Raw genomic sequence first — 17836 nt, forward strand, 5'->3', positions numbered from 1 at the left:
CCATGCAGTTTCGCGTCCTTCCGCCACCTCCCGTCGAGGCGCACATCCTCACCGGCGAGCAGTTGGCGGCCACGGAGCCAGTCCGCGGAGTCACAGTTGTGGTCGGGGGACCGGGTACCGGAAAGACCACGCTCCTGGCCGCTGCCGCGGCGCGGCGCGTCCGTGAGGGGGGCAGCCTTGAGCGGCTGATCGTGCTGTCGCACTCACGCTCGGCCGCGCAGCAGCTGCGCAGGGAGATCAGCCGACAGATCACCGCGGCTCAGGTGAACCCGCAGGTCACCACCATCCACGGCCTCGCGTTGGGCCTCCTGCGGCGCTACTGGCCCCACGAGGACGCCCCCTGGCGTCTCCTCCGTGCGCCGGAGCAGGAGCAGCGGATCCGCGAGCTGATCCCCGGCATGGGCCCGGACGCGTGGCCCGAGTCGGTCAGGGCGGCACTGGGCACCAGGGCCTTCGCCCGTCAGCTGCGCGAGGTCCTGGCCAGAGCCAGGCAGCTGTCTCTGGATCCTGAGCGCCTGGCCGGGCTCGCCGTCGCCGCGGGGGATGAGACGTTCGCCGCCGCGGCACGATTCATGGAGGACTACCTCACGGTGGGGGACTTCTCCGGCACGCTGGATTACACCGAACTCGTCTACCGCACCCGCCTGCTGCTCACCGAGCCGGGTGTCGCGTCGGGCGTCGGGGCGTCGTTCGACGCCCTCCTCATCGACGACGTCCAGGAGGCGGACCCCGCCCAGGTGGGCCTCCTGGCAGACCTTGCGGGGCTGGGTCTCCCCCTGCTGGCGGTGGGGGACCCCCGGCAACGGATCGGCGGCTACCGGGGCGCCAGCCCCACCGCACTGGCGGATATCGCGGAGCTTCCGGGTGCGCGGCTGCTGACGCTGGGGCAAGGCCATCGGGCCACCGCCCGGGTTGCCGGGGCGCTGGATGCGCTCAGCGTCCGGATCGGTCCTCGGCTCGCGCCCCCGTCGCCCACGCCGGTGGCGGGCGTGGGGGAGGCGCACGCCCGTGTCTTCGATGACGAGTCGGCGGAGCTGGCCCATGTCGCGGCGGAGTTGCGGCACTGCGTGGCGGTCGATGGGCTGGCCTGGTCGGACCTCGCCGTGGTGACCCGGGCGGGGCGCACGCAGCTGAGCGCCGTCGCCAGAGAGCTGCTGCGGCTCGGGGTACCGGTGGATGTCTCGGGAGACGAGATCGCGTTGTCCGAGCAGCCGGCCGTCTCCACCCTGCTGCTCGCGCTGACGGTCGCGGCGAGGACCTCGGGGCCCGAGGCGGATGAGGCCCGGCTGCTGGTCTCGTCTCCCCTGTGCGGCCTCGACGGGGTGGCGCAGCGTCGGCTGGGGCGCCAGCTCCTCGCGAGGCACCGCCAGCTCGGCCACTCCCAGGCCCTACTGGCGAAGAGCCTCGCTGACCCCTTGCTCCTCGAGGGACTCGAGTCCGCGGAGGCCGAAGCGCTGCGTGCCCTCGCCGCGCTGTTGGCGGAAGCGTCGGCGATGATGGCGGGCGGCGCGGAGGTGCAGGAGGCGCTCTGGCACCTGTGGGACGGCACCGGGTGGGCGGACCGGCTGCGCGAGCAGGCGCTGAGGGGCTCGCGCCGCGCCAATGCGGATCTCGACGCCATCGTGGAACTGTTCGACCTCGCCTCGAGGCAGGAGGACCTGCGTGGCGCCGCCGGCGCGCAGACGTTCCTGGGTGAGATCTCGGGCCAGGAGATCCCGGCGGATACCGGCCGTGAGCTGACCGCGGCGGGCAGGGGCGTGCGCGTCGTCACCGCGCACCGCACCCGGGGCCTGGGCTGGGAGCGGGTGTGGGTGGTCGGCGTGCAGGAGGGCCTCTGGCCGAGGCTGACCAGGGCCGGCCTCCTGCTCGATTCTGATCGGCTCGGCCCCGAGGAGCTGGCATCCCCCGGAGCGGTGCCGCAGCTCGGCAATGAGCGTCAGCTGTTCTACGTCGCGTGCAGCCGCGCCCGCTCAGCGCTGCATGTCAGCGGCGTCCAGGGTGTCGACGGCGAGGGCGGCCGGCCGTCAAGGTTCCTGGCCGAGCTGGGGGTCGAGGTGGAGCGCATCCACGGCAGGCCGGACAAGCTGCTCTCAGCTTCCGCCCTCGTAGGCGACCTTCGTCGTGCGGCGGTCGACGAATCGTCCTCGCCCGGCCTGCGCCGGGCCGCCGCCCTCAGACTGGCGGGCCTGGCGGCGTCAGCCACCCAGGACGGCAGCCGGGCCTTCCCGGGGGCTGATCCCGATCAGTGGTGGGGGACGGCCGGGCCTACGTCGTCGTCGGCCGAACACAGCGGCCCGGTGGTCATCACAGGATCATCCCTGGAGACCCTGCTGGAGTGTCCGCGCCGCTGGTTCCTCTCGCGGCGGGCCAAGGCTGAGGCTGGCCGCAAGTCCCGGGCCTCCGTGGGAGACGTGGTGCACCTGCTGGCCAAGCATGCCGCCACCGACAACCTCTCGGCTGACCAGATGCGCGCGAAACTGGATGAGGTGTGGCTGCGTATCCCCTTCGAGACGGAATGGTTGTCGGTCACTGAGCGTTCTGAGATCGATCAGGCCATCGAGAGGTTCTCGCGATACCACCACCACAATCCCAACACCCTCCTGGCGGTCGAGCGTCGGTTCAGGGTGCCGCTGACAGTTGCGGGCACGGAGGTTGTGCTGGACGGGACAGTGGACAGGTTGGAGAGGCAGCCGGACGGGCGGCTGCGGGTCGTCGACATGAAGACGGGACGGCGGGTGTTGAAGGAGGCGGACGTGGCGGATCACGCCCAGCTGGGCATCTACCAACTTGCGGCATCGCTAGGCGCCTTCGACGACCTGGCGCCCGGAGAGCGCTCAGTGGCTCCGCCCGCTCTGTTGTTCCTCCGCAGCGGTGATGCCCTGCCGACGCTGGTGGCGCAACCCTCCATCGACGAGGTACCGCGGCTGGCCGGCGTGGAGCCCGGGCCCGGACCCACCTGGGTCCACGATCGGATCGCGGAAGGCGTGGACATCATCCGGGAGGCCCGGTTTGACGCGGTGGAGTGCGACGCCTGCCGCTACTGTGCGTTCGCCGCGTCCTGCCCGGCCAAGGGGCCCAGGACGGGGGTTGCGCGGTGACCATCCATCCCCTCCGCAGGCGACCGTTCTCCTCCCCGGAGCAGCTGATCGACGCCCTGCAGATCCCCTTCTCCCAGGAGCAGCTCGACGCCATCACCGCACCCCTGGAGCCTGCGGTCATCATCGCCGGCGCGGGCAGCGGGAAGACCACCGTCATGGCCGCCCGCGTGGTCTGGTTGGTGGGCACCGGGCAGGTGCGCCCGGAAGAGGTTCTCGGATTGACGTTCACGCGTAAGGCGGCGGCAGAACTGGCCGCGCGGGTGTCCTCCGCCCTGGACCGGGCCGGGGTCCTGACGGGGATCGACGGCGAGGGCGCGGAACTGGTCATGACCTACGACTCGTTCGCGGCCAGGCTGGTGAGCGAGTTCGGGCTGCGGATCGGCATCGACAGGGACCCCGTCATGGTCACCGGGGCGAGTCGATTCCGGCTGGCCACCCGGGTGGTGGCCGACGCGCCCGGCCCCTTCCACAGCATCAGCCGGCTGAGCCACCACAGCATCCCGGAGCGCGTCCTGGCGCTCGACGCGGAGATGCAGTCGCACCTGGTCACTTCGGCGGACGTCGAAGAGGAGTGCGCCCGAGCCGAGCAGCGCTTCGCCGAGGCACCGCTGTACCGGGGCCGGACCATGCGTGACGTCGCCAGGGCCCTGGACGCGACCGCCGAGCGCCGCGAGCTGCTGCACCTCGTCGGCCAGTATCAGGCTATGAAGCAGAGCCTCGGCGTGGTCGAGTTCGCTGACCAGCTCCGCGAGGCGGTGCGGCTGGTCACCCAGGTGCCAGCCGTCGGCGAGGAGCTGCGCCGCCGCTTCCGGGTGGTTCTGCTGGACGAATACCAGGACACGTCCTCGGCTCAGGCGCGCCTCCTCCGCGAGCTGTTCACCGGACCGCCGTCCGGAGACGCCATGGGGTTCCCCGTCACGGCCGTCGGTGATCCCTACCAGGCCATCTACGGGTGGAGGGGGGCGGCGTCGGGCAACATCCTCGAGTTCCCGATGCAGTTCCGGCGCGGCGACGGTACCCCTGCATCGCGCCACACCCTCAGCATCAACCGTCGCAGCGGGCAGCAGATCCTCGACGTCGGTAATGCGCTGGCGCGGGGACTCGCCTCAGCCCCGGGCGAGGCTGGCGTCTCCCTCGTGGCCCCCCCAGACGCGCCCAGCGCCATGGTGGCAGCGGCCACCTTCGACACCTTCGCCGACGAGGTGGAATGGATCGCCGAGAGCGTGGTGGCTCGCCACGAGACCGGCACCAGCTGGCTGGATCAGGCCATCCTGGTGCGCCGCAACGCACTGCTGGCGCCGCTGTTCGAGGCGCTGCGGACGCGGGACGTTCCGGTCGAGATCGTGGGCCTCGGCGGGCTGCTGGCACTTCCGGAGGTGGCTCCCATCGTGTCCACGCTCCGGGTGATGGACGATGTGACGGCCAACCCCGCAGTCATCTCACTGCTTGCGGGCCCGCGTTGGCAGCTGGGACTCGGGGATCTGGAGCTCCTCGGCGAACGGGCCAGGCAGGTGGCCAGCGTTCCGCGCGCGCCCAGCGGTCTCGACGACGCCCTCGCCAACGCGGTCACGCAGGCCGACCCCGGCGAGGTGCTCTGCCTGCTCGACGCCGTCTCGGACCCGGGGGAACTCCCCTTCAGCGCTGCCGCGCGGGACAGGCTGCGCAGGTTCGGCCTGGAGATCGAGGAACTGCGGCGGCACGCTTCAGAGCCTGTGGCGGAGTTGGTCACCCGGGTCATCGCCACCCTGGGATTGGAGGCCGAACTCCTCGCAGGCGGCTCCGAGACCAGCCAGGTGGCCCGGTTCGTCGCCGAGGTGGCGAGCTACACGGACGTCGACGGCGACGGGAGCCTGACCGGTCTCCTCGCCTACCTGGACGCGGAAGAAGACTTCGGGGAGGGGCTGCAGCAGTCCGTGCCCACCGAGGCTGACTCGGTCAAGCTGATGACCGTTCACCGCGCCAAGGGCCTCGAGTGGGACACCGTGTTCCTTCCAGGCCTCGTGGACAAGGTGTTCCCCTCCGAGTCCCGATCGGGAACCTGGCCCAGCCGCGCGGAGAGCCTCCCCGCCCCCCTTCGTGGCGACGCCTCGAGCATTCCGCAGCTGGGCCACTACACCAAGGACGGGCTGAGCGCCTACCGTGAGGCCACGAAAGCCGACCACCGACTGTCAGAGGACCGGCTGGCGTACGTGGCGGTCACCAGGGCCAAACGGCTGCTCGTCGCCTCCAGCCACGTCTGGACCCCAGGCAACGTGCGGCCCCGGAGCGAGTCGCCCTACTTCAGCGTAGTGCGGGAGGCAGCTGATGCTGCCCAGTGCTATCTCGACGTGGCCACGCGGGGAGCCGACACCAACCCCGTGCCAGCGACGCCGACCCGGGCGGCCTGGCCGGCCGCGCTCGACGCGGATGTCGTGGCCGCTCGACGGACGGCCTCGGACCTGGTGCGGGAGGCGGCAGGCATGGTGGGCGCGACGGAGTCGGAGCGCGCGGCTTGGACGTGGCTGTCCGGCACGCTGTCTGCCGAGGAGGAGGCCCGTGTGGCGGCGTGGGACGAGAGCGCCCGGCACCTGGCTGCTCTCGCCAACCGCAGAAACGACCGCGGCGTCGTCCTGCCGGAGGGGCTCTCAGCCACGGCCCTCATGGCGCTGCGCACAGATCCGTCCGCGTTCGCCGCCTCACTCCTGCGACGGATGCCCAGGCCCCCGTCGCAGGAGGCCCGGGTGGGAGACCGGTTCCACGCCTGGCTCCAGGATCGCTTCGAGCTGCCCGCCCCGTTGGAGGAGATGGAGGGGGGACCTTCGGCGGAGCCGGGTGAGCTCACGCGGCTGGTGGCGGCGTTCGAGGCCGGCCGGTTCGCTCACCTCACACCGCTGGGGGTGGAGGTGCCGTTCGTGATGTCGCGGGGGCCCCACGTGCTCCGCGGCAGGATCGACGCCGTCTACGAGTGGGACCGCGACGGATACCAGTACCTGGTGGTGGACTGGAAGACCTCAACGCGTCGCGCGGATCCACTGCAGCTGGCGGTGTACCGGCAGGCCTGGGCGGAAGCACGCGGGCTGGACCCCGCACGGGTGGGCGCGGCGTTCTACCATGTCCTGGCAGACCAATTGCGCTTCGTCGAGGCCCCCGCATCACTCATCGATGCGGCGCTGAAGGCGGGAATGGAACCACGATGAACCACTGGAGCGTGCCGTCCGGCCTGGATCGGGCACCCGGCCTGCGCGTCGCGGGTGATATCGACGCATCGTGGCGGGCCGCCGTCGTCCTTGAGGTGGATGCCCAGGGAAACGTCGCCTCGCTGGGCGGCCGCCCGAAGCCGCTCGAGGGAGCGGGCGATCGCCGCCCCGAGGACATTCTGCTCGGCCTGTTCGACGGCAGGCCCTGGTTCGCCAGACCGGTGGCTTCCCTGCACGGCGAAACCCTGGGATGGAGGGACGTGGATCCTTCCGAGCACCACCCCCTGGGGGCAGCGGTAGCGCTGACCCGCTGGCATCTGCAGGCGCCCGTCTGCGAGCGATGCGCCGCCCCCACCGTGCCGGACCTCGCCGGCGCCAGGAGGATCTGTCCGGCGTGTGGCGCCCTGGCCTTCCCGCGGATCGATCCGTGCGTCATCGTCGCCATCACGGACCACGAGGATCGGCTCCTGCTGGCCCGCCAGAGCCAGTGGCAGGCCACCCGGGTCTCCATCGTGGCCGGATTCATCGAAGCGGGGGAGTCTGCCGAACAGGCGTGCCACCGTGAGGTCGCGGAGGAGGTGGGTGTTGTCCTCGAGACGCTGGAGTACGTCTCCAGCCAGCCATGGCCGATGCCACGCTCCCTCATGCTGGGGTTCACGGGGCGTGCGGTGGATTCCCGGATCAACGTCGACGGCGACGAGATCGCCGAAGGTGCTTACTACACCCGCGGAGACCTCGCCGCCGCCGTCGAGTCCGGTGCTGTCACGCTGCCAGGTAGGGCGTCTATCGCGCGCCACCTGATCGAGCGTTGGATCACTGCCGGCTGAGTCTGTCCGTCTCGTCCTGGATCCTGGCTGCCACCTCGGTGAGCTTCTCGCGGTGCTGTGTCGCGTGGTGCGAGCAGAACAGCAGTTCGCCGCCGTTGCGCAGGAACACGCGGAGATATGCCTGCGCACCGCATCGATCACAGCGATCGATAGCGGTGAGCGTCGGGTCGATGGCTACTTCAGTCATTGTGGGCTCCTCACCTCTGGTGCTTCTTGGTAATCAAACGTAGCTGGCCTCCACAATGTTCCCTGTCTGACGTGGGTAATCTGGGCCGGTGCAGAGCCCGAAGAGCAACCAACCACACTCCAGAGACTACGAAGCCAAGAATCTGCTGGTTCTTGAAGGCTTGGAGGCGGTCCGGAAGCGGCCGGCCATGTACATCGGATCCACGGACACCCGCGGCCTCATGCACTGCCTCTGGGAGATCATCGACAACTCCGTTGACGAGGCACTCTCCGGCTACGGCGGCGAGATTGAGGTCACACTCGGCGCCGACGGGTCGGTTGGGGTGGTCGACCATGCCCGCGGCATCCCCGTGGACACCGAGCCCCGCACCGGGCTCTCCGGCGTCGAGGTGGTGTTCACCAAGCTGCACGCAGGAGGCAAGTTCGGCAACTCCTCCTACAACGCCACCGGTGGTCTGCACGGCGTCGGAGCCTCCGTGGTCAACGCGCTCAGCTCGCGGCTGGATGTGGAGGTGGACCGCAACGGGGCCACCTGGGCGATGAGCTTCCGTCGGGGGGTACCCGGAGTCTTCGCCGGCGACGGCCCCTCCGCGCCGTTCACACCCCAGGGCGGCCTCCGGAAGACGGGCCGCGTGGCCAAGGCCACCACCGGCACGCGGGTCCGCTACTGGCCGGACCGTCAGATCTTCCTTGCGGACGCCGAGCTGTCCCTCAGCCACCTGCACGACCGCGCACGCCAGACCTCCTTCCTCGTGCCGGGCCTGCGGATCCAGGTCGACGACGCGCGGACCGGGGAGTCGGTCAGGGAGTCGTTCGTCCACCTCGGCGGCATCACGGAGTTCGCGGACTTCCTCGCGTCGGACGCACCGCTGACGGACGTCATCCGACTCCAGGGGACGGACTCCTTCGTCGAGACGGTCCCCATGCTCGACGAAACGGGCGCGATGACCCCGACGGACGTTGAGCGCGAACTGGAGGTCGATGTCGCGGTGCGCTGGGGCACCGGCTACGACGCGGCGGTGAAGTCCTTCGTCAACATCATCGCAACACCCAAGGGCGGCACGCATGTGTCGGGCTTCGAGCGGGGACTGACCCGCGCGTTCGTCAAGTCCCTGGAGGGCACACGCCTGCTCAAGGCGGGCGAGGAGGTGCTCAAGGACGACTGCATGGAGGGGCTCACCGCGGTGGTGACTGTCAGGCTGGCCGAGCCCCAGTTCGAGGGACAGACCAAGGAGGTCCTCGGCACGCCGCCGGTCCAGAAGCTGGTGGCGGGCATCATCGAGCGCGAGATGGGGGAGTTCCTCACCAGCTCCAAGGCTGCGATCCGCCCCGTGGCCCGCACCCTGATGGAGAAGGTGGTGAGCGCCTCCCGCACCCGCGTGCAGGCCAGGGCGCACAAGGAGAACCAGCGCCGCAAGAACGCGCTCGAATCCTCCACGCTGCCGCCCAAGCTGAAGGACTGCCGATCCAACGACGTCTACGCCACCGAACTGTTCATCGTCGAGGGCGACTCGGCCCTGGGTACCGCGAACGTGGCGCGGAACTCGGAGTTCCAGGCGCTGCTGCCCATCAGGGGGAAGATCCTCAACGTCCAGAAGGCGTCGGTGGGCGACATGCTGAAGAATCTCGAGTGCGCCTCGATCATCCAGGTGGTCGGCGCCGGGTCGGGACGTACGTTCGACGTGGAGGCCGCCCGCTACGGCAAGGTCATCTTCATGGCGGACGCGGACTCCGACGGCGCCCACATCCGTTGCCTCCTGGCAACCCTGTTCTTCCGCTACATGCGCCCGCTCGTCGAGGCCGGCCGCGTGTTCTCGGCCGTGCCGCCGCTGCACCGGTTCGAGCTGATCAACCCGAAGAAGGGCTACGACAAGTACATCTACACTTACTCGGACGCGGAGTATCAGAGGAAGGCCGCCGAACTGACCAAGCGGGGGCAGAACTTCAAGGAACCGCAGCGCTACAAGGGGCTGGGTGAGATGGACGCCGACCAGTTGGCCGACACCACAATGAGCCCGAAGCACCGCACCCTCCGGAGGCTCACCGTCGACGACGCGGCAGACGCTGAGCGGGTCTTCGAAATGCTGATGGGAAATGACGTCGCCCCGCGCAAGGAGTTCATCATCGAGGGCGCCTACGCGTTGGAGGCCGACCGCATCGACGCGTGACGCGGCCGGCCTCCACCAGGCAGGGGCGGATCAGTCGACCAGGACCACCGACAGGTGGCGGGGTCCGTGCACGCCTTCGACCCTGCTGAGCTCGATGTCGCTGGTGGCGGAGCCCCCACTCAACCAGGTCACCGGTCGATGCCCCCTCAGGGCGGGTGCCAGCCGCGCGATCCCCTCGGGCACATCGCTGACCACCTGATCCGAACGCACCACACAGATGTGCCGATCTGGAAGCAGCGAGAGGGCTCGGCGTCCCTGCCCCGCGGAATGGTCGAGCGCGATGGTGCCGGAGTCGGCCATGGCGACCGCGCAGGTCGACACCACGGCGTCGATCACGTTGAGCTGAGCGTGGGTCAGCGGCGGCTCGTCGGAGTGCAGGACCATGCCCGCAGCACTCAGCGCGTCAGTCCACTCCTCCGGGAACCCGCCAGGCACCACGACGCTGGTGGCGCCCAGGTTCTGCAGCGCGGAGACCAGGGCCTGGCCCACCTCCTGCTGCCCGCACCGGGTCACCGTCGCCTTGTAGTCCTCGACCTTCTCGACGAAGTCCGCGAGAACGTCCGCTGTGGCCAAGGGCTGTCCGTAGGTCCACTCGACGGGCACGTCGACCTCTGGGCGGGGCTCGGTGACGTCCTTGGTGGCCTCCCGCACGCGGCGGAGCACTTCATCTCGCGCGTTCACTTCGCGCCCCCTTCGTGGTTCTTCTTCCACCATTGGCGGAAGGTCTGGGTGGGTGGAGCTTCGGTGTCCCGGGCGTTGAGCCATCGGGATGCGATCGGGATGGGCATCGGGCCCAGCCACCTGCCCTTGAACATCCGCCCCGCGAGCCGGCTGCCCACCTGGACCGTCTCGAGGTGCGAGCCGTCGGCCATCACCCATCCGGCGCCCTTCATGATGGCCTGCTCGCCGGTGGGATGCTTGGAGGTCTTGTACTCGACCGCCTTGTGACGCAGGTGGACGAGAATGTCTGTGAACGGGATCCGGACGGGACACACGTCGTTGCAGGCGCCGCACAACGTGGACGCGAACGGCAGGGCACGGTCGTTGGGCGCCTCCATCCCGCGCAGCTGCGGTCCGAGGATGGCGCCGATGGGGCCGGGGTAGGGAGAGCCGTAGGCGTGGCCGCCGACCCGTTCATACACGGGACAGATGTTGAGACAGGCCGAGCAGCGGATGCACCGCAGCGCTGCACGCCCCACAGGGTCGGCGAGTGCGTTGGTCCGCCCGTTGTCCAGCAGGATCACGTGCAGATCTTGGGGACCGTCACCAGGGGTGACGCCCGTCCAGAACGAGGTGTAGGGGTTCATCCGCTCGCCGGTGGAGGACCGGGGGAGGAGCTTGAGGAAGACCTCGAGGTCCTCCAGCGTCGGAAGGATCTTCTCGATGCCGACGATGGAGACGAAGGTCTCGGGAAGAGTGAGGCACATGCGGCCGTTGCCTTCGGACTCGACGATCACCAGAGTGCCGGTCTCGGCTACGATGAAGTTGCCGCCCGAGACGCCCATCTTCGCCCGGAGGAACTTCTCCCGCAGGTGGGCCCTGGCCGCGTTGGTCAGCTCGGTGGGGTCATCGGAGATTCCCTCGGGCGCAGCGACGCCGTAGCGCCCCATCTCCTCGGTGAAGATCTCGCGCACCTCGGACCTGTTGCGGTGGATGGCCGGCACCAGGATGTGGCTGGGCAGGTCGTGTCCGAGCTGCACGATGAGCTCGGCAAGGTCTGTCTCCCACGCCGCGATGCCCTCCGCCTCGAGGTGCTCGTTGAGGTCGATCTCCTGGGTGACCATGGACTTGATCTTGACCACCTCGTCGACGCCCTTGGCCTTGGCGATGTCGGAGACGATGCGGTTGGCGTCAGCTCCGTCGCGGGCCCAGTGCACGGTGATGCCCGCGGCCGTCATGGATGCCTCCGCCTCGAGGAGGTACTGCTCGAGGTGACGCGCGACGCGGTCCTTGATCTGGGCGCCGGCGGTGCGCAGCTCTTCCCAGTTCTCGACCTCGGCGGCGCGCACGACGCGCTTGCCGCGGATGGTGCCCGTGGCGTGGCGCAGGTTCTTGCGCTGCTCGGCGTTCTCCAGGGCCCCCTTTGACGCCTCCGGGAACGGGGGGATGCCCAACCAGGAGCCGGGCTCCGGTGTGCGCCGCGTGTTCATCGCTGTGCCTCCTCGGTGGTGGCCAGGATCTCGGCCAGGTGGATGGTCTTGATGCCGGCGCGTTGACGGTGCAGCACGCCGCCGATGTTCATGAGGCAGGCATGATCGCCGGCCACCAGGTATTCAGCGTCCGTCGAGCGGACGTGACGGGCCTTGTCGGAGGCCATGGCCACTGAGACCGCGGGGTTCTTCACCGAGAAGGTGCCGCCGAAGCCGCAGCACTGGTCCGCGTTGGGCAGATCCACCAGATCGATCCCGCGGACCTCCTGAAGGAGGCGCAGCGGCCGGTCCCCGACCTTCGCGATGCGTATCGAGTGGCAGGTGGGGTGGTAGGTGACGCGGTGGGGGAAGTAGGCGCCGACATCGGTGACGCCGAGGACGTCGACGATGAACTCGGTGAGCTCGTAGGTGCGAGCAGCCACGGCCGAGGCCTCGGCCTCCAGCCCGGAGTCACCTGCGTGGCGGGCGAGCATCGCGTGCTGTTCCCGCACTGAGCCGACGCAGGATCCGGAGGGGGCGACGATGTAGTCGTAGGCGCCGAAGCTGGCCGCGTAGTTGCGGACGGTGGGCAGCGCCTCCTTCCAGTAGCCCGTGTTGGTCATGATCTGTCCGCAGCAGGTCTGCTTCTCGGGGTAGGAGACGCGGCAGCCGAGGCGTTCCAGGAGCTTGACGGTGGCGATCGGGATGGAGGGCTTCATCGTGTCTGTGATGCAGGTCGCGAAGAGCGCGACGTGGGGTGCGGTGGTCATCGTTGGCCTTTCGATCAGGGGAGCAGCCAGCTGAGCACTGGCGTGGACATCAGGCCTGAGATCAGGCAGAGGAGGGCGAGGAGCACGATGCTCCACTTGATGATGCGCCGCAGGATCACCGATTCGGCTCCGGGGATGCCGATGGCGGTCGAGGCGACGGTGAGGGACTGCGGTGAGATCATCTTGCCCACCACGCCGCCGGCGGCGCTTGAACCGACGAGGAGCGCCCGCATGTCCTCGGTTCCGAGGTGGCTCCCGGGGCCGATCTCGGCGCCGACGCTGGATTGCAGGCCGGAGAAGAGGATGTTGGCCGAGGTGTCGGAGCCGGTCACGTAGACGCCGATCCAGCCGAGCACCGGAGCCACGAACGGGTAGACCATCCCGGCACCGGCGAAAAACAGGCCCAGGGCGAGGGTCTGTCCCGAGTCGCCCATCACGTAGGCGAGCGCCACCACCGAGCCGATGGTCAGCATGGCGAACCTCAGCTTCTTCACATTGGCCCACAGCACCCGAAAGATGTGACCCAGCGACATTCCGTAGATCAGGCCGGTGACAACGGCCACGAGGGCCAGCAGGATGCCGGGGGTGGAGGCCCAGGCGAGGGTGTAGGTCTGGTGGGTGGCTGGGTCCCCGGCCACGTTGAGCATCTCTGAGAGTCCCGGCCAGCTGATCTTGATGTCGGTGCTGACGAGGGCCGCCTTGACCGGCGGGAGGGCGGCGAGGCCGAAGACGATGATCACGAGGATGTAGGGCACCAGGGACATCACGATCCGGCGGCCGGTCAGTGCTGCGGCGCCTACATCGGAGGTCATCGTGTGCCGTTCGTGGCCTTCGACGGTGGTGTCGAGAGGGATTCCGATCCGCTCGGTGGCGGCTTCTCCGCCGGTGGGGTGCCACACCTTGAGGAAGACGATGGCCACACCCACGCTGGCGACGGCGGCGAACACCTCGGTGAGGTTCCAGAGGGGACTGGCGGAGGCGATCCACTTGGTCACCCCGAAGCTGAGTCCCACCACGAGGCCGAACGGCCACACCTCCTTGAGGCCGCGCCTGCCGTCCATGACGTGGAGCAGAAGGAACGGCACGACGAGGCACAGCATCGCCGTGATGCGACCGGTGATGGGAGAGATGGCGAGGACATCGTCGAAGCCGCCAGTCTTGGCGGCCATCAGAACGGGGAGGCCGACCGCACCGAAGGCGACAGGGACGGTGTTGGCGAGCAGCGCGATCATCGCCGAGCGCAGGGGGGAGAACCCGATGGCCACGAGCATGGCGGCCGTGATCGCCACCGGCGCCCCGAATCCGGCGAGGGCCTCGAGCAACCCGCCGAAGCTGAAGGCGATGAGCAGGGCCAGCACGCGGGGATCGTCGCTGATGAGGAAGAACGTGCGGCGAAGGTCCTCGAAGCGGCCCGAGGCCACCGTCACCTCGTACATCCAGATGGCGGTCAGCAGGATCCACACGATGGGGAAGATGCCGTAGACGAAGCCGTGCGCACTGGTGGCCAGGGCGGTTGTGACCGGCATGCCGAACGCGGTGACCGCCACGACGAGGGCCATGGCCCAGGAGAAGGGGCCGGCGTGGTGTGCCTTCCAGCGGAGGAGCCCGAGCGTGACCAACATGGCGACAACCGGAATCACCGCCACGAGGGCTGACAGCCATTGGGCACCAAGGGGATTGGTGACTGGTTGGAAGGTTTCCAAGAGCATCGGTGAACTCCGTCGTTCATATGGTCAGACCAAAATATCTGGTCTGACCATATGGTGTCGATGGCACCCATGTCAAGACTTTCCCCGTGCGCCACAATGGGTCAATGACCGCCGGCGGATTCGACACAGCTCTGGACTTCCTGACAAGTGAGATCCTGGCAGGGAGGCTGAGCAAGGACGCGAGGCTCCCGAACGAGCGGGAGCTGGCCACGCAGCTGGGGACCAGCCGCAGCGCGGTGAGGGAGGCGATCAAGGTCCTGCAGGCGCAGGGGGTGATCACCTCCCACACCGGTCCAGGGCGGGGAACCCGCGTGGCCGCGAGTCAAGGTCCGGCGCTGGGGCGGATGCTCAAGCTGCACGTCGCCTTGGACGCGATCTCCTTCGACGAACTCACCGAGACGCGCGTGGTGCTGGAGCGAGCTGCTGCGGAGGCGGCTGCGGTCCACGCGGACGACGCGTCGCTGGCGGACCTGGGCAGGCTGGCCGAGTCCATGGTCGCGGTCTCGGACACCGCGCGGTTCAACGAGCTCGACACGGCATTTCACGTCGCGATCGCCGGCCTGGGCGCCAACCGGCTGATCCGCGACATGACCATCGCGATCCGTGAAGCCGTTGCACGGCCCATCCTCGGGGCCGAGGAGCGGATCCCGAACTGGGAGGCGCTGCGGCTGCGGCTACTGGCGGAGCATGCGGGCATCCACCGCGCGCTCAGCGCCCGCGACGGCGCCAACGCGGCCAACCTCTGCGAGGCACACATCCGAGGAGCCCACCGGGTGTTGCTGCCCGGCTCACGGTGACTCAGATCACCTGCGTGAGCAGACCCGTGTCCACGTCGTACATGAAGCCGCCGACCTCTGCCTGACCCTTGATCAGCGGATGGTTGTTCACCATATCGACGTCGGCCCGCAGCCGTGCCTGCTGGTCGGGGCTGGCGCCGAACGAGATCCAGGAGGTGTCGATCCCGGTCTTGGCGGCGATCACCCTGCGAATGTCATCGTCCGTGCCCGAGGCCATCGCGCAGCGAGTGTGCGGCACGATCATGATCCGGTCCACATGCAGCAGCTGAACGCTCAGGACACAGCCGGTGAGGACCGAGGAGGAGACGCGGCCTCCGGGCGAGCGCAGGATCTTCGCATCGCCCAGCCGGAGTCCAAGCATGGCGAGCGGCTCGATCCGGGAATCCATGCAGGTCACCATGGCGACGCCGGCCTTGGCGATGCCGTCGAAACCGCCGTCGGTGAACCCGTCGGCATAGGCCAGGTTGCTGGTGAGCAGATCCTCGAAGCTCATGATGGGCCTCCCTTCCGTCCGTGATGCTACCGGTCCTACCCCCTCGCAGAGCCGCGTCCTGCGAGTGCGGCCACCGGCTGGGACAGTGGTGCGCCAGAGCCGTCGCGGCGACCGTGAGCGGTCGGCAGCTCTACGGGAGAGCCGCTCGCAGCGGCCGCGACCACCGGTGCTGCGCCGATGGCGGCGATGAGAAGAGTGTCTTCGCCCCTGAGGAAGCGGTGAGCACGCACGCCCGCGGTGGCCCTCCCCTTGGCCGGGAACTCGCTCATCGGGGAGACCTTCGCCATACCCGACTCGGTGCCGGGCAGCGAGGAGGACGATCCCGAGATCGTCACCGCCTCGTCCGCGGCCGGGTCTGTCGCACCGAACCAGATGACGCGGGCCTCCGGCGCCAGCTTGATGCCTGCCATCCCGGCGCCGGAGCGGCCCTGGGGGCGCACAGACGAGGCGGGGAAGTGGAGCAGTTGCGCGTCGGAGGTGATGAAGGCGAGGTGGGCCTGCTCGTCGGCCAGTTCGACGGCGCCGATCAGTTCATCGCCGTCCTTGAGCGCGATGACGTCCCAGGCGTCCCTGGTCAGGACCTCCGTCGTGACGCGCTTGACGACGCCACGGGCGGTGCCCACGGCCAGGCCAGCGGTTTCCCCTCCGAGCGTGGTCAGACCAAGTGGGCGCTCGCCGGCCGCCAACGGCCAGAGCTCGTGCGCTGGGCTACCGCCCTGGAGGCTCGGGGCCGACGCGGTCAGGGGCACGGTCGGCAGCTCGATCGAACGGCAGCGGATCAACCGACCTCTGTTGGTCACCACCGCGAACTCGCCGTGGGCCGTGGTCTTCACGCGAGAGACGATGACGTCGTGCGGGGCCCGCCCATCGGGGGAGAGGTCGTGTTGTGCGTCCGTTCGCGCCACCAGGCCGGATCCGCTGAGCAGCACCCAGCACGGGTCGTCTGCCACCTCCAGAGGGGCGGCCGCCGTCGGGGCGCCACCAGAGGAGGCGAGCAGCACGGTCCGGCGAGGGGTCCCGAACTGCTTGGCCACGTCTGCCAGCTCGCTGCTGACGACGCGACGCAGCACTGTGTCGTCGTCGACGATGTCGCGGAGTCCGGCGATGAGGTCGGACAGCTCGGCAGCCTCCTTCTCAAGCTCGATCGTGGAGAAACGCGTCAGCCTGCGCAACTGCATGTCCAGGATGTAGTTGGCCTGCGTCTCGGTCAGGTCGAAGGCCACCGTGAGCCTGCCGCGTGCCTCGGCCGCGTCGGCGGACGAGCGGATGATGGCGATGACGTCGTCGATATCGGCGATGGCGACCATCAGCCCCCGCACCAGATGGAGGCGGTCCTCGGCCTTCCTGAGCTGGAACTGGGTGCGCCGAAGCGTCACCTCCAGTCTGTGCGCCAGGAAGACCTCGAGCATCTCCTTCAGGCTCAGTGTGCGGGGCTGTCCCTCGACCAGCGCCACCGCGTTGATGGCGAAGGTGTCTTCCAGCTTGGTCACCTTGAACAGCTGCTCCAGCAGCGCCTCGGGGTTGATCCCGTTCTTCACCTCGATCACCAGGCGGGTGCCGTTGGCCAGATCTGTGAGGTCCTTGACGTCGGCGATGCCGGTCAATCTCTTGTCGTCGACTGCCTTCTTGATCTGCTCAATGATCTTCTCGGGGCCCACCATGTAGGGCAGCTCGGTGGCGATGATTCCCATCCGGCGGGCCGAGACCTTCTCGATGCGTGTGGTCGCCCGGTGTTTCAGCGTGCCGCGGCCGGTGGCGTAGGCATCACGGATCCCGTCGAGCCCCACGATCTTTCCACCGGTGGGGAAGTCCGGTCCGGGAATGTGGCGCATCAGGTCCTCGAGCCCGATGTCCGGGGTGCGGATCAGTTGCTGCAGCGCCGCCACCACCTCGATGAGGTTGTGGGGGGCGATGTTGGTGGCCATCCCGACGGCGATCCCGGTGGCGCCGTTGACGAGCAGGTTCGGGAAGGCCGCCGGCAGTACGACGGGCTCCGACTCCTTGCCGTCGTAGTTGGCCTTGAAGTCGACGGTGTCCTCGTCGAGTCCGCGGGTCATGGCCACGGCGGGGGTGGCCATCCGGCACTCGGTGTAGCGCATCGCGGCGGGGCCGGCGTCCAGCGAGCCGAAGTTGCCATGGCCGTCGATCAACGGCAGGCGCATGGACCACGCCTGGGCCACCCGCACCAACGCGTCGTAGATCGCCCCGTCTCCGTGCGGGTGCAGAAGGCCCATCACCTGACCCACCACGCGGGCGCACTTGACGTGCCCGCGATCCGGGCGGATGCCCATGTCGTCCATGGCGAAGAGAATCCGTCGCTGCACAGGCTTCAGCCCGTCCCGCGCATCTGGAAGAGCGCGGGAGTAGATGACCGAGTAGGCGTACTCCAGGAAGCTGGTCTCCATCTCCTCGGTGACGTTGACGTCGAGGATGTGCTCGTCCTCGAAGGTCTCGTCGTCGATCGTCGGCTTGGCCATGGGGCC

General features: G+C 68.9%; 12 protein-coding genes. 5 read left to right on the forward strand and 7 right to left on the reverse strand.

Annotated elements, in window-relative coordinates:
• Positions 1-2 precede the first annotated feature (2 nt).
• Genes H5398_RS08705 through nudC form a run of 3 tightly spaced genes read left to right on the forward strand, consistent with a single transcriptional unit; the run spans position 3 to position 7101 of the window.
• Positions 3-3098, forward strand: coding sequence for an ATP-dependent DNA helicase (locus H5398_RS08705; RefSeq protein ID WP_182799731.1), 3096 nt, complete (start codon positions 3-5; stop codon positions 3096-3098).
• On the forward strand, positions 3095-6274 hold the full coding sequence (locus tag H5398_RS08710) for an ATP-dependent DNA helicase (protein ID WP_182799732.1): 3180 nt from the start codon (positions 3095-3097) through the stop codon (positions 6272-6274). The genes H5398_RS08705 and H5398_RS08710 overlap by 4 nt, the downstream gene beginning before the upstream one ends.
• Positions 6271-7101, forward strand: a complete 831-nt coding sequence (nudC, locus tag H5398_RS08715; RefSeq protein ID WP_182799733.1) for an NAD(+) diphosphatase — start codon at positions 6271-6273, stop codon at positions 7099-7101. Before H5398_RS08710 ends, nudC begins: the two co-directional genes overlap by 4 nt.
• Here nudC and H5398_RS08720 read toward each other — a convergent pair.
• Positions 7088-7288 (reverse strand): hypothetical protein, encoded by a 201-nt coding sequence (locus tag H5398_RS08720; RefSeq protein WP_182782860.1) that lies wholly within the window; start codon positions 7286-7288, stop codon positions 7088-7090. The two genes, nudC and H5398_RS08720, sit on opposite strands and share 14 nt — an antisense overlap.
• Positions 7289-7376: 88 nt before the next feature.
• Between H5398_RS08720 and H5398_RS08725 the strand changes: the two genes are divergently transcribed.
• Positions 7377-9455 (forward strand): DNA topoisomerase IV subunit B, encoded by a 2079-nt coding sequence (locus tag H5398_RS08725; protein WP_182782859.1) that lies wholly within the window; start codon positions 7377-7379, stop codon positions 9453-9455.
• A gap of 30 nt (positions 9456-9485) precedes the next feature.
• Here H5398_RS08725 and H5398_RS08730 read toward each other — a convergent pair whose 3' ends face one another.
• Genes H5398_RS08730 through H5398_RS08745 form a run of 4 tightly spaced genes read right to left on the reverse strand, consistent with a single transcriptional unit; the run spans position 9486 to position 14063 of the window.
• The gene (locus tag H5398_RS08730) at positions 9486-10169 is read right to left on the reverse strand and encodes an LUD domain-containing protein (protein ID WP_182782858.1); all 684 of its coding nucleotides are present in this window, start codon (positions 10167-10169) and stop codon (positions 9486-9488) included.
• Positions 10133-11605 (reverse strand): lactate utilization protein B, encoded by a 1473-nt coding sequence (locus tag H5398_RS08735; protein WP_182799734.1) that lies wholly within the window; start codon positions 11603-11605, stop codon positions 10133-10135. The genes H5398_RS08730 and H5398_RS08735 overlap by 37 nt, the downstream gene beginning before the upstream one ends.
• Positions 11602-12354, reverse strand: coding sequence for a (Fe-S)-binding protein (locus tag H5398_RS08740; protein WP_182799735.1), 753 nt, complete (start codon positions 12352-12354; stop codon positions 11602-11604). Before H5398_RS08740 ends, H5398_RS08735 begins: the two co-directional genes overlap by 4 nt.
• A gap of 14 nt (positions 12355-12368) precedes the next feature.
• Complete coding sequence (locus H5398_RS08745) at positions 12369-14063, reverse strand: L-lactate permease (RefSeq protein WP_182799736.1); 1695 nt, start codon at positions 14061-14063, stop codon at positions 12369-12371.
• A gap of 104 nt (positions 14064-14167) precedes the next feature.
• Between H5398_RS08745 and H5398_RS08750 the strand changes: the two genes are divergently transcribed.
• The gene (locus tag H5398_RS08750; RefSeq protein WP_182799737.1) at positions 14168-14860 is read left to right on the forward strand and encodes a FadR/GntR family transcriptional regulator; all 693 of its coding nucleotides are present in this window, start codon (positions 14168-14170) and stop codon (positions 14858-14860) included.
• 1 nt (position 14861) lies between these two features.
• Here the strand turns inward: H5398_RS08750 and H5398_RS08755 are convergent, their stop codons facing one another.
• Both H5398_RS08755 and H5398_RS08760 read right to left on the reverse strand, forming a co-directional pair.
• Positions 14862-15353, reverse strand: a complete 492-nt coding sequence (locus H5398_RS08755; protein WP_182799738.1) for a carbonic anhydrase — start codon at positions 15351-15353, stop codon at positions 14862-14864.
• Between the two features lie 35 nt (positions 15354-15388).
• Complete coding sequence (locus H5398_RS08760; RefSeq protein WP_182799739.1) at positions 15389-17830, reverse strand: DNA topoisomerase (ATP-hydrolyzing) subunit A; 2442 nt, start codon at positions 17828-17830, stop codon at positions 15389-15391.
• Positions 17831-17836: the final 6 nt, after the last annotated feature.

It is taken from the genome of Tessaracoccus sp. MC1679 (assembly GCF_014164775.1).
Classification (GTDB): domain Bacteria; phylum Actinomycetota; class Actinomycetes; order Propionibacteriales; family Propionibacteriaceae; genus Arachnia.

Bases quoted from the DNA above. Each gene is read 5' to 3' on its own strand.
- nudC (WP_182799733.1), top strand. From the start codon at position 6,271: ATGAACCACTGGAGCGTGCCGTCCGGCCTGGATCGGGCACCCGGCCTG.
- H5398_RS08735 (WP_182799734.1), bottom strand. From the start codon at position 11,605: ATGAACACGCGGCGCACACCGGAGCCCGGCTCCTGGTTGGGCATCCCC.
- H5398_RS08705 (WP_182799731.1), top strand. From the start codon at position 3: ATGCAGTTTCGCGTCCTTCCGCCACCTCCCGTCGAGGCGCACATCCTC.
- H5398_RS08740 (WP_182799735.1), bottom strand. From the start codon at position 12,354: ATGACCACCGCACCCCACGTCGCGCTCTTCGCGACCTGCATCACAGAC.
- H5398_RS08755 (WP_182799738.1), bottom strand. From the start codon at position 15,353: ATGAGCTTCGAGGATCTGCTCACCAGCAACCTGGCCTATGCCGACGGG.
- H5398_RS08730 (WP_182782858.1), bottom strand. From the start codon at position 10,169: ATGGTGGAAGAAGAACCACGAAGGGGGCGCGAAGTGAACGCGCGAGAT.
- H5398_RS08720 (WP_182782860.1), bottom strand. From the start codon at position 7,288: ATGACTGAAGTAGCCATCGACCCGACGCTCACCGCTATCGATCGCTGT.
- H5398_RS08760 (WP_182799739.1), bottom strand. From the start codon at position 17,830: ATGGCCAAGCCGACGATCGACGACGAGACCTTCGAGGACGAGCACATC.
- H5398_RS08750 (WP_182799737.1), top strand. From the start codon at position 14,168: ATGACCGCCGGCGGATTCGACACAGCTCTGGACTTCCTGACAAGTGAG.
- H5398_RS08745 (WP_182799736.1), bottom strand. From the start codon at position 14,063: ATGCTCTTGGAAACCTTCCAACCAGTCACCAATCCCCTTGGTGCCCAA.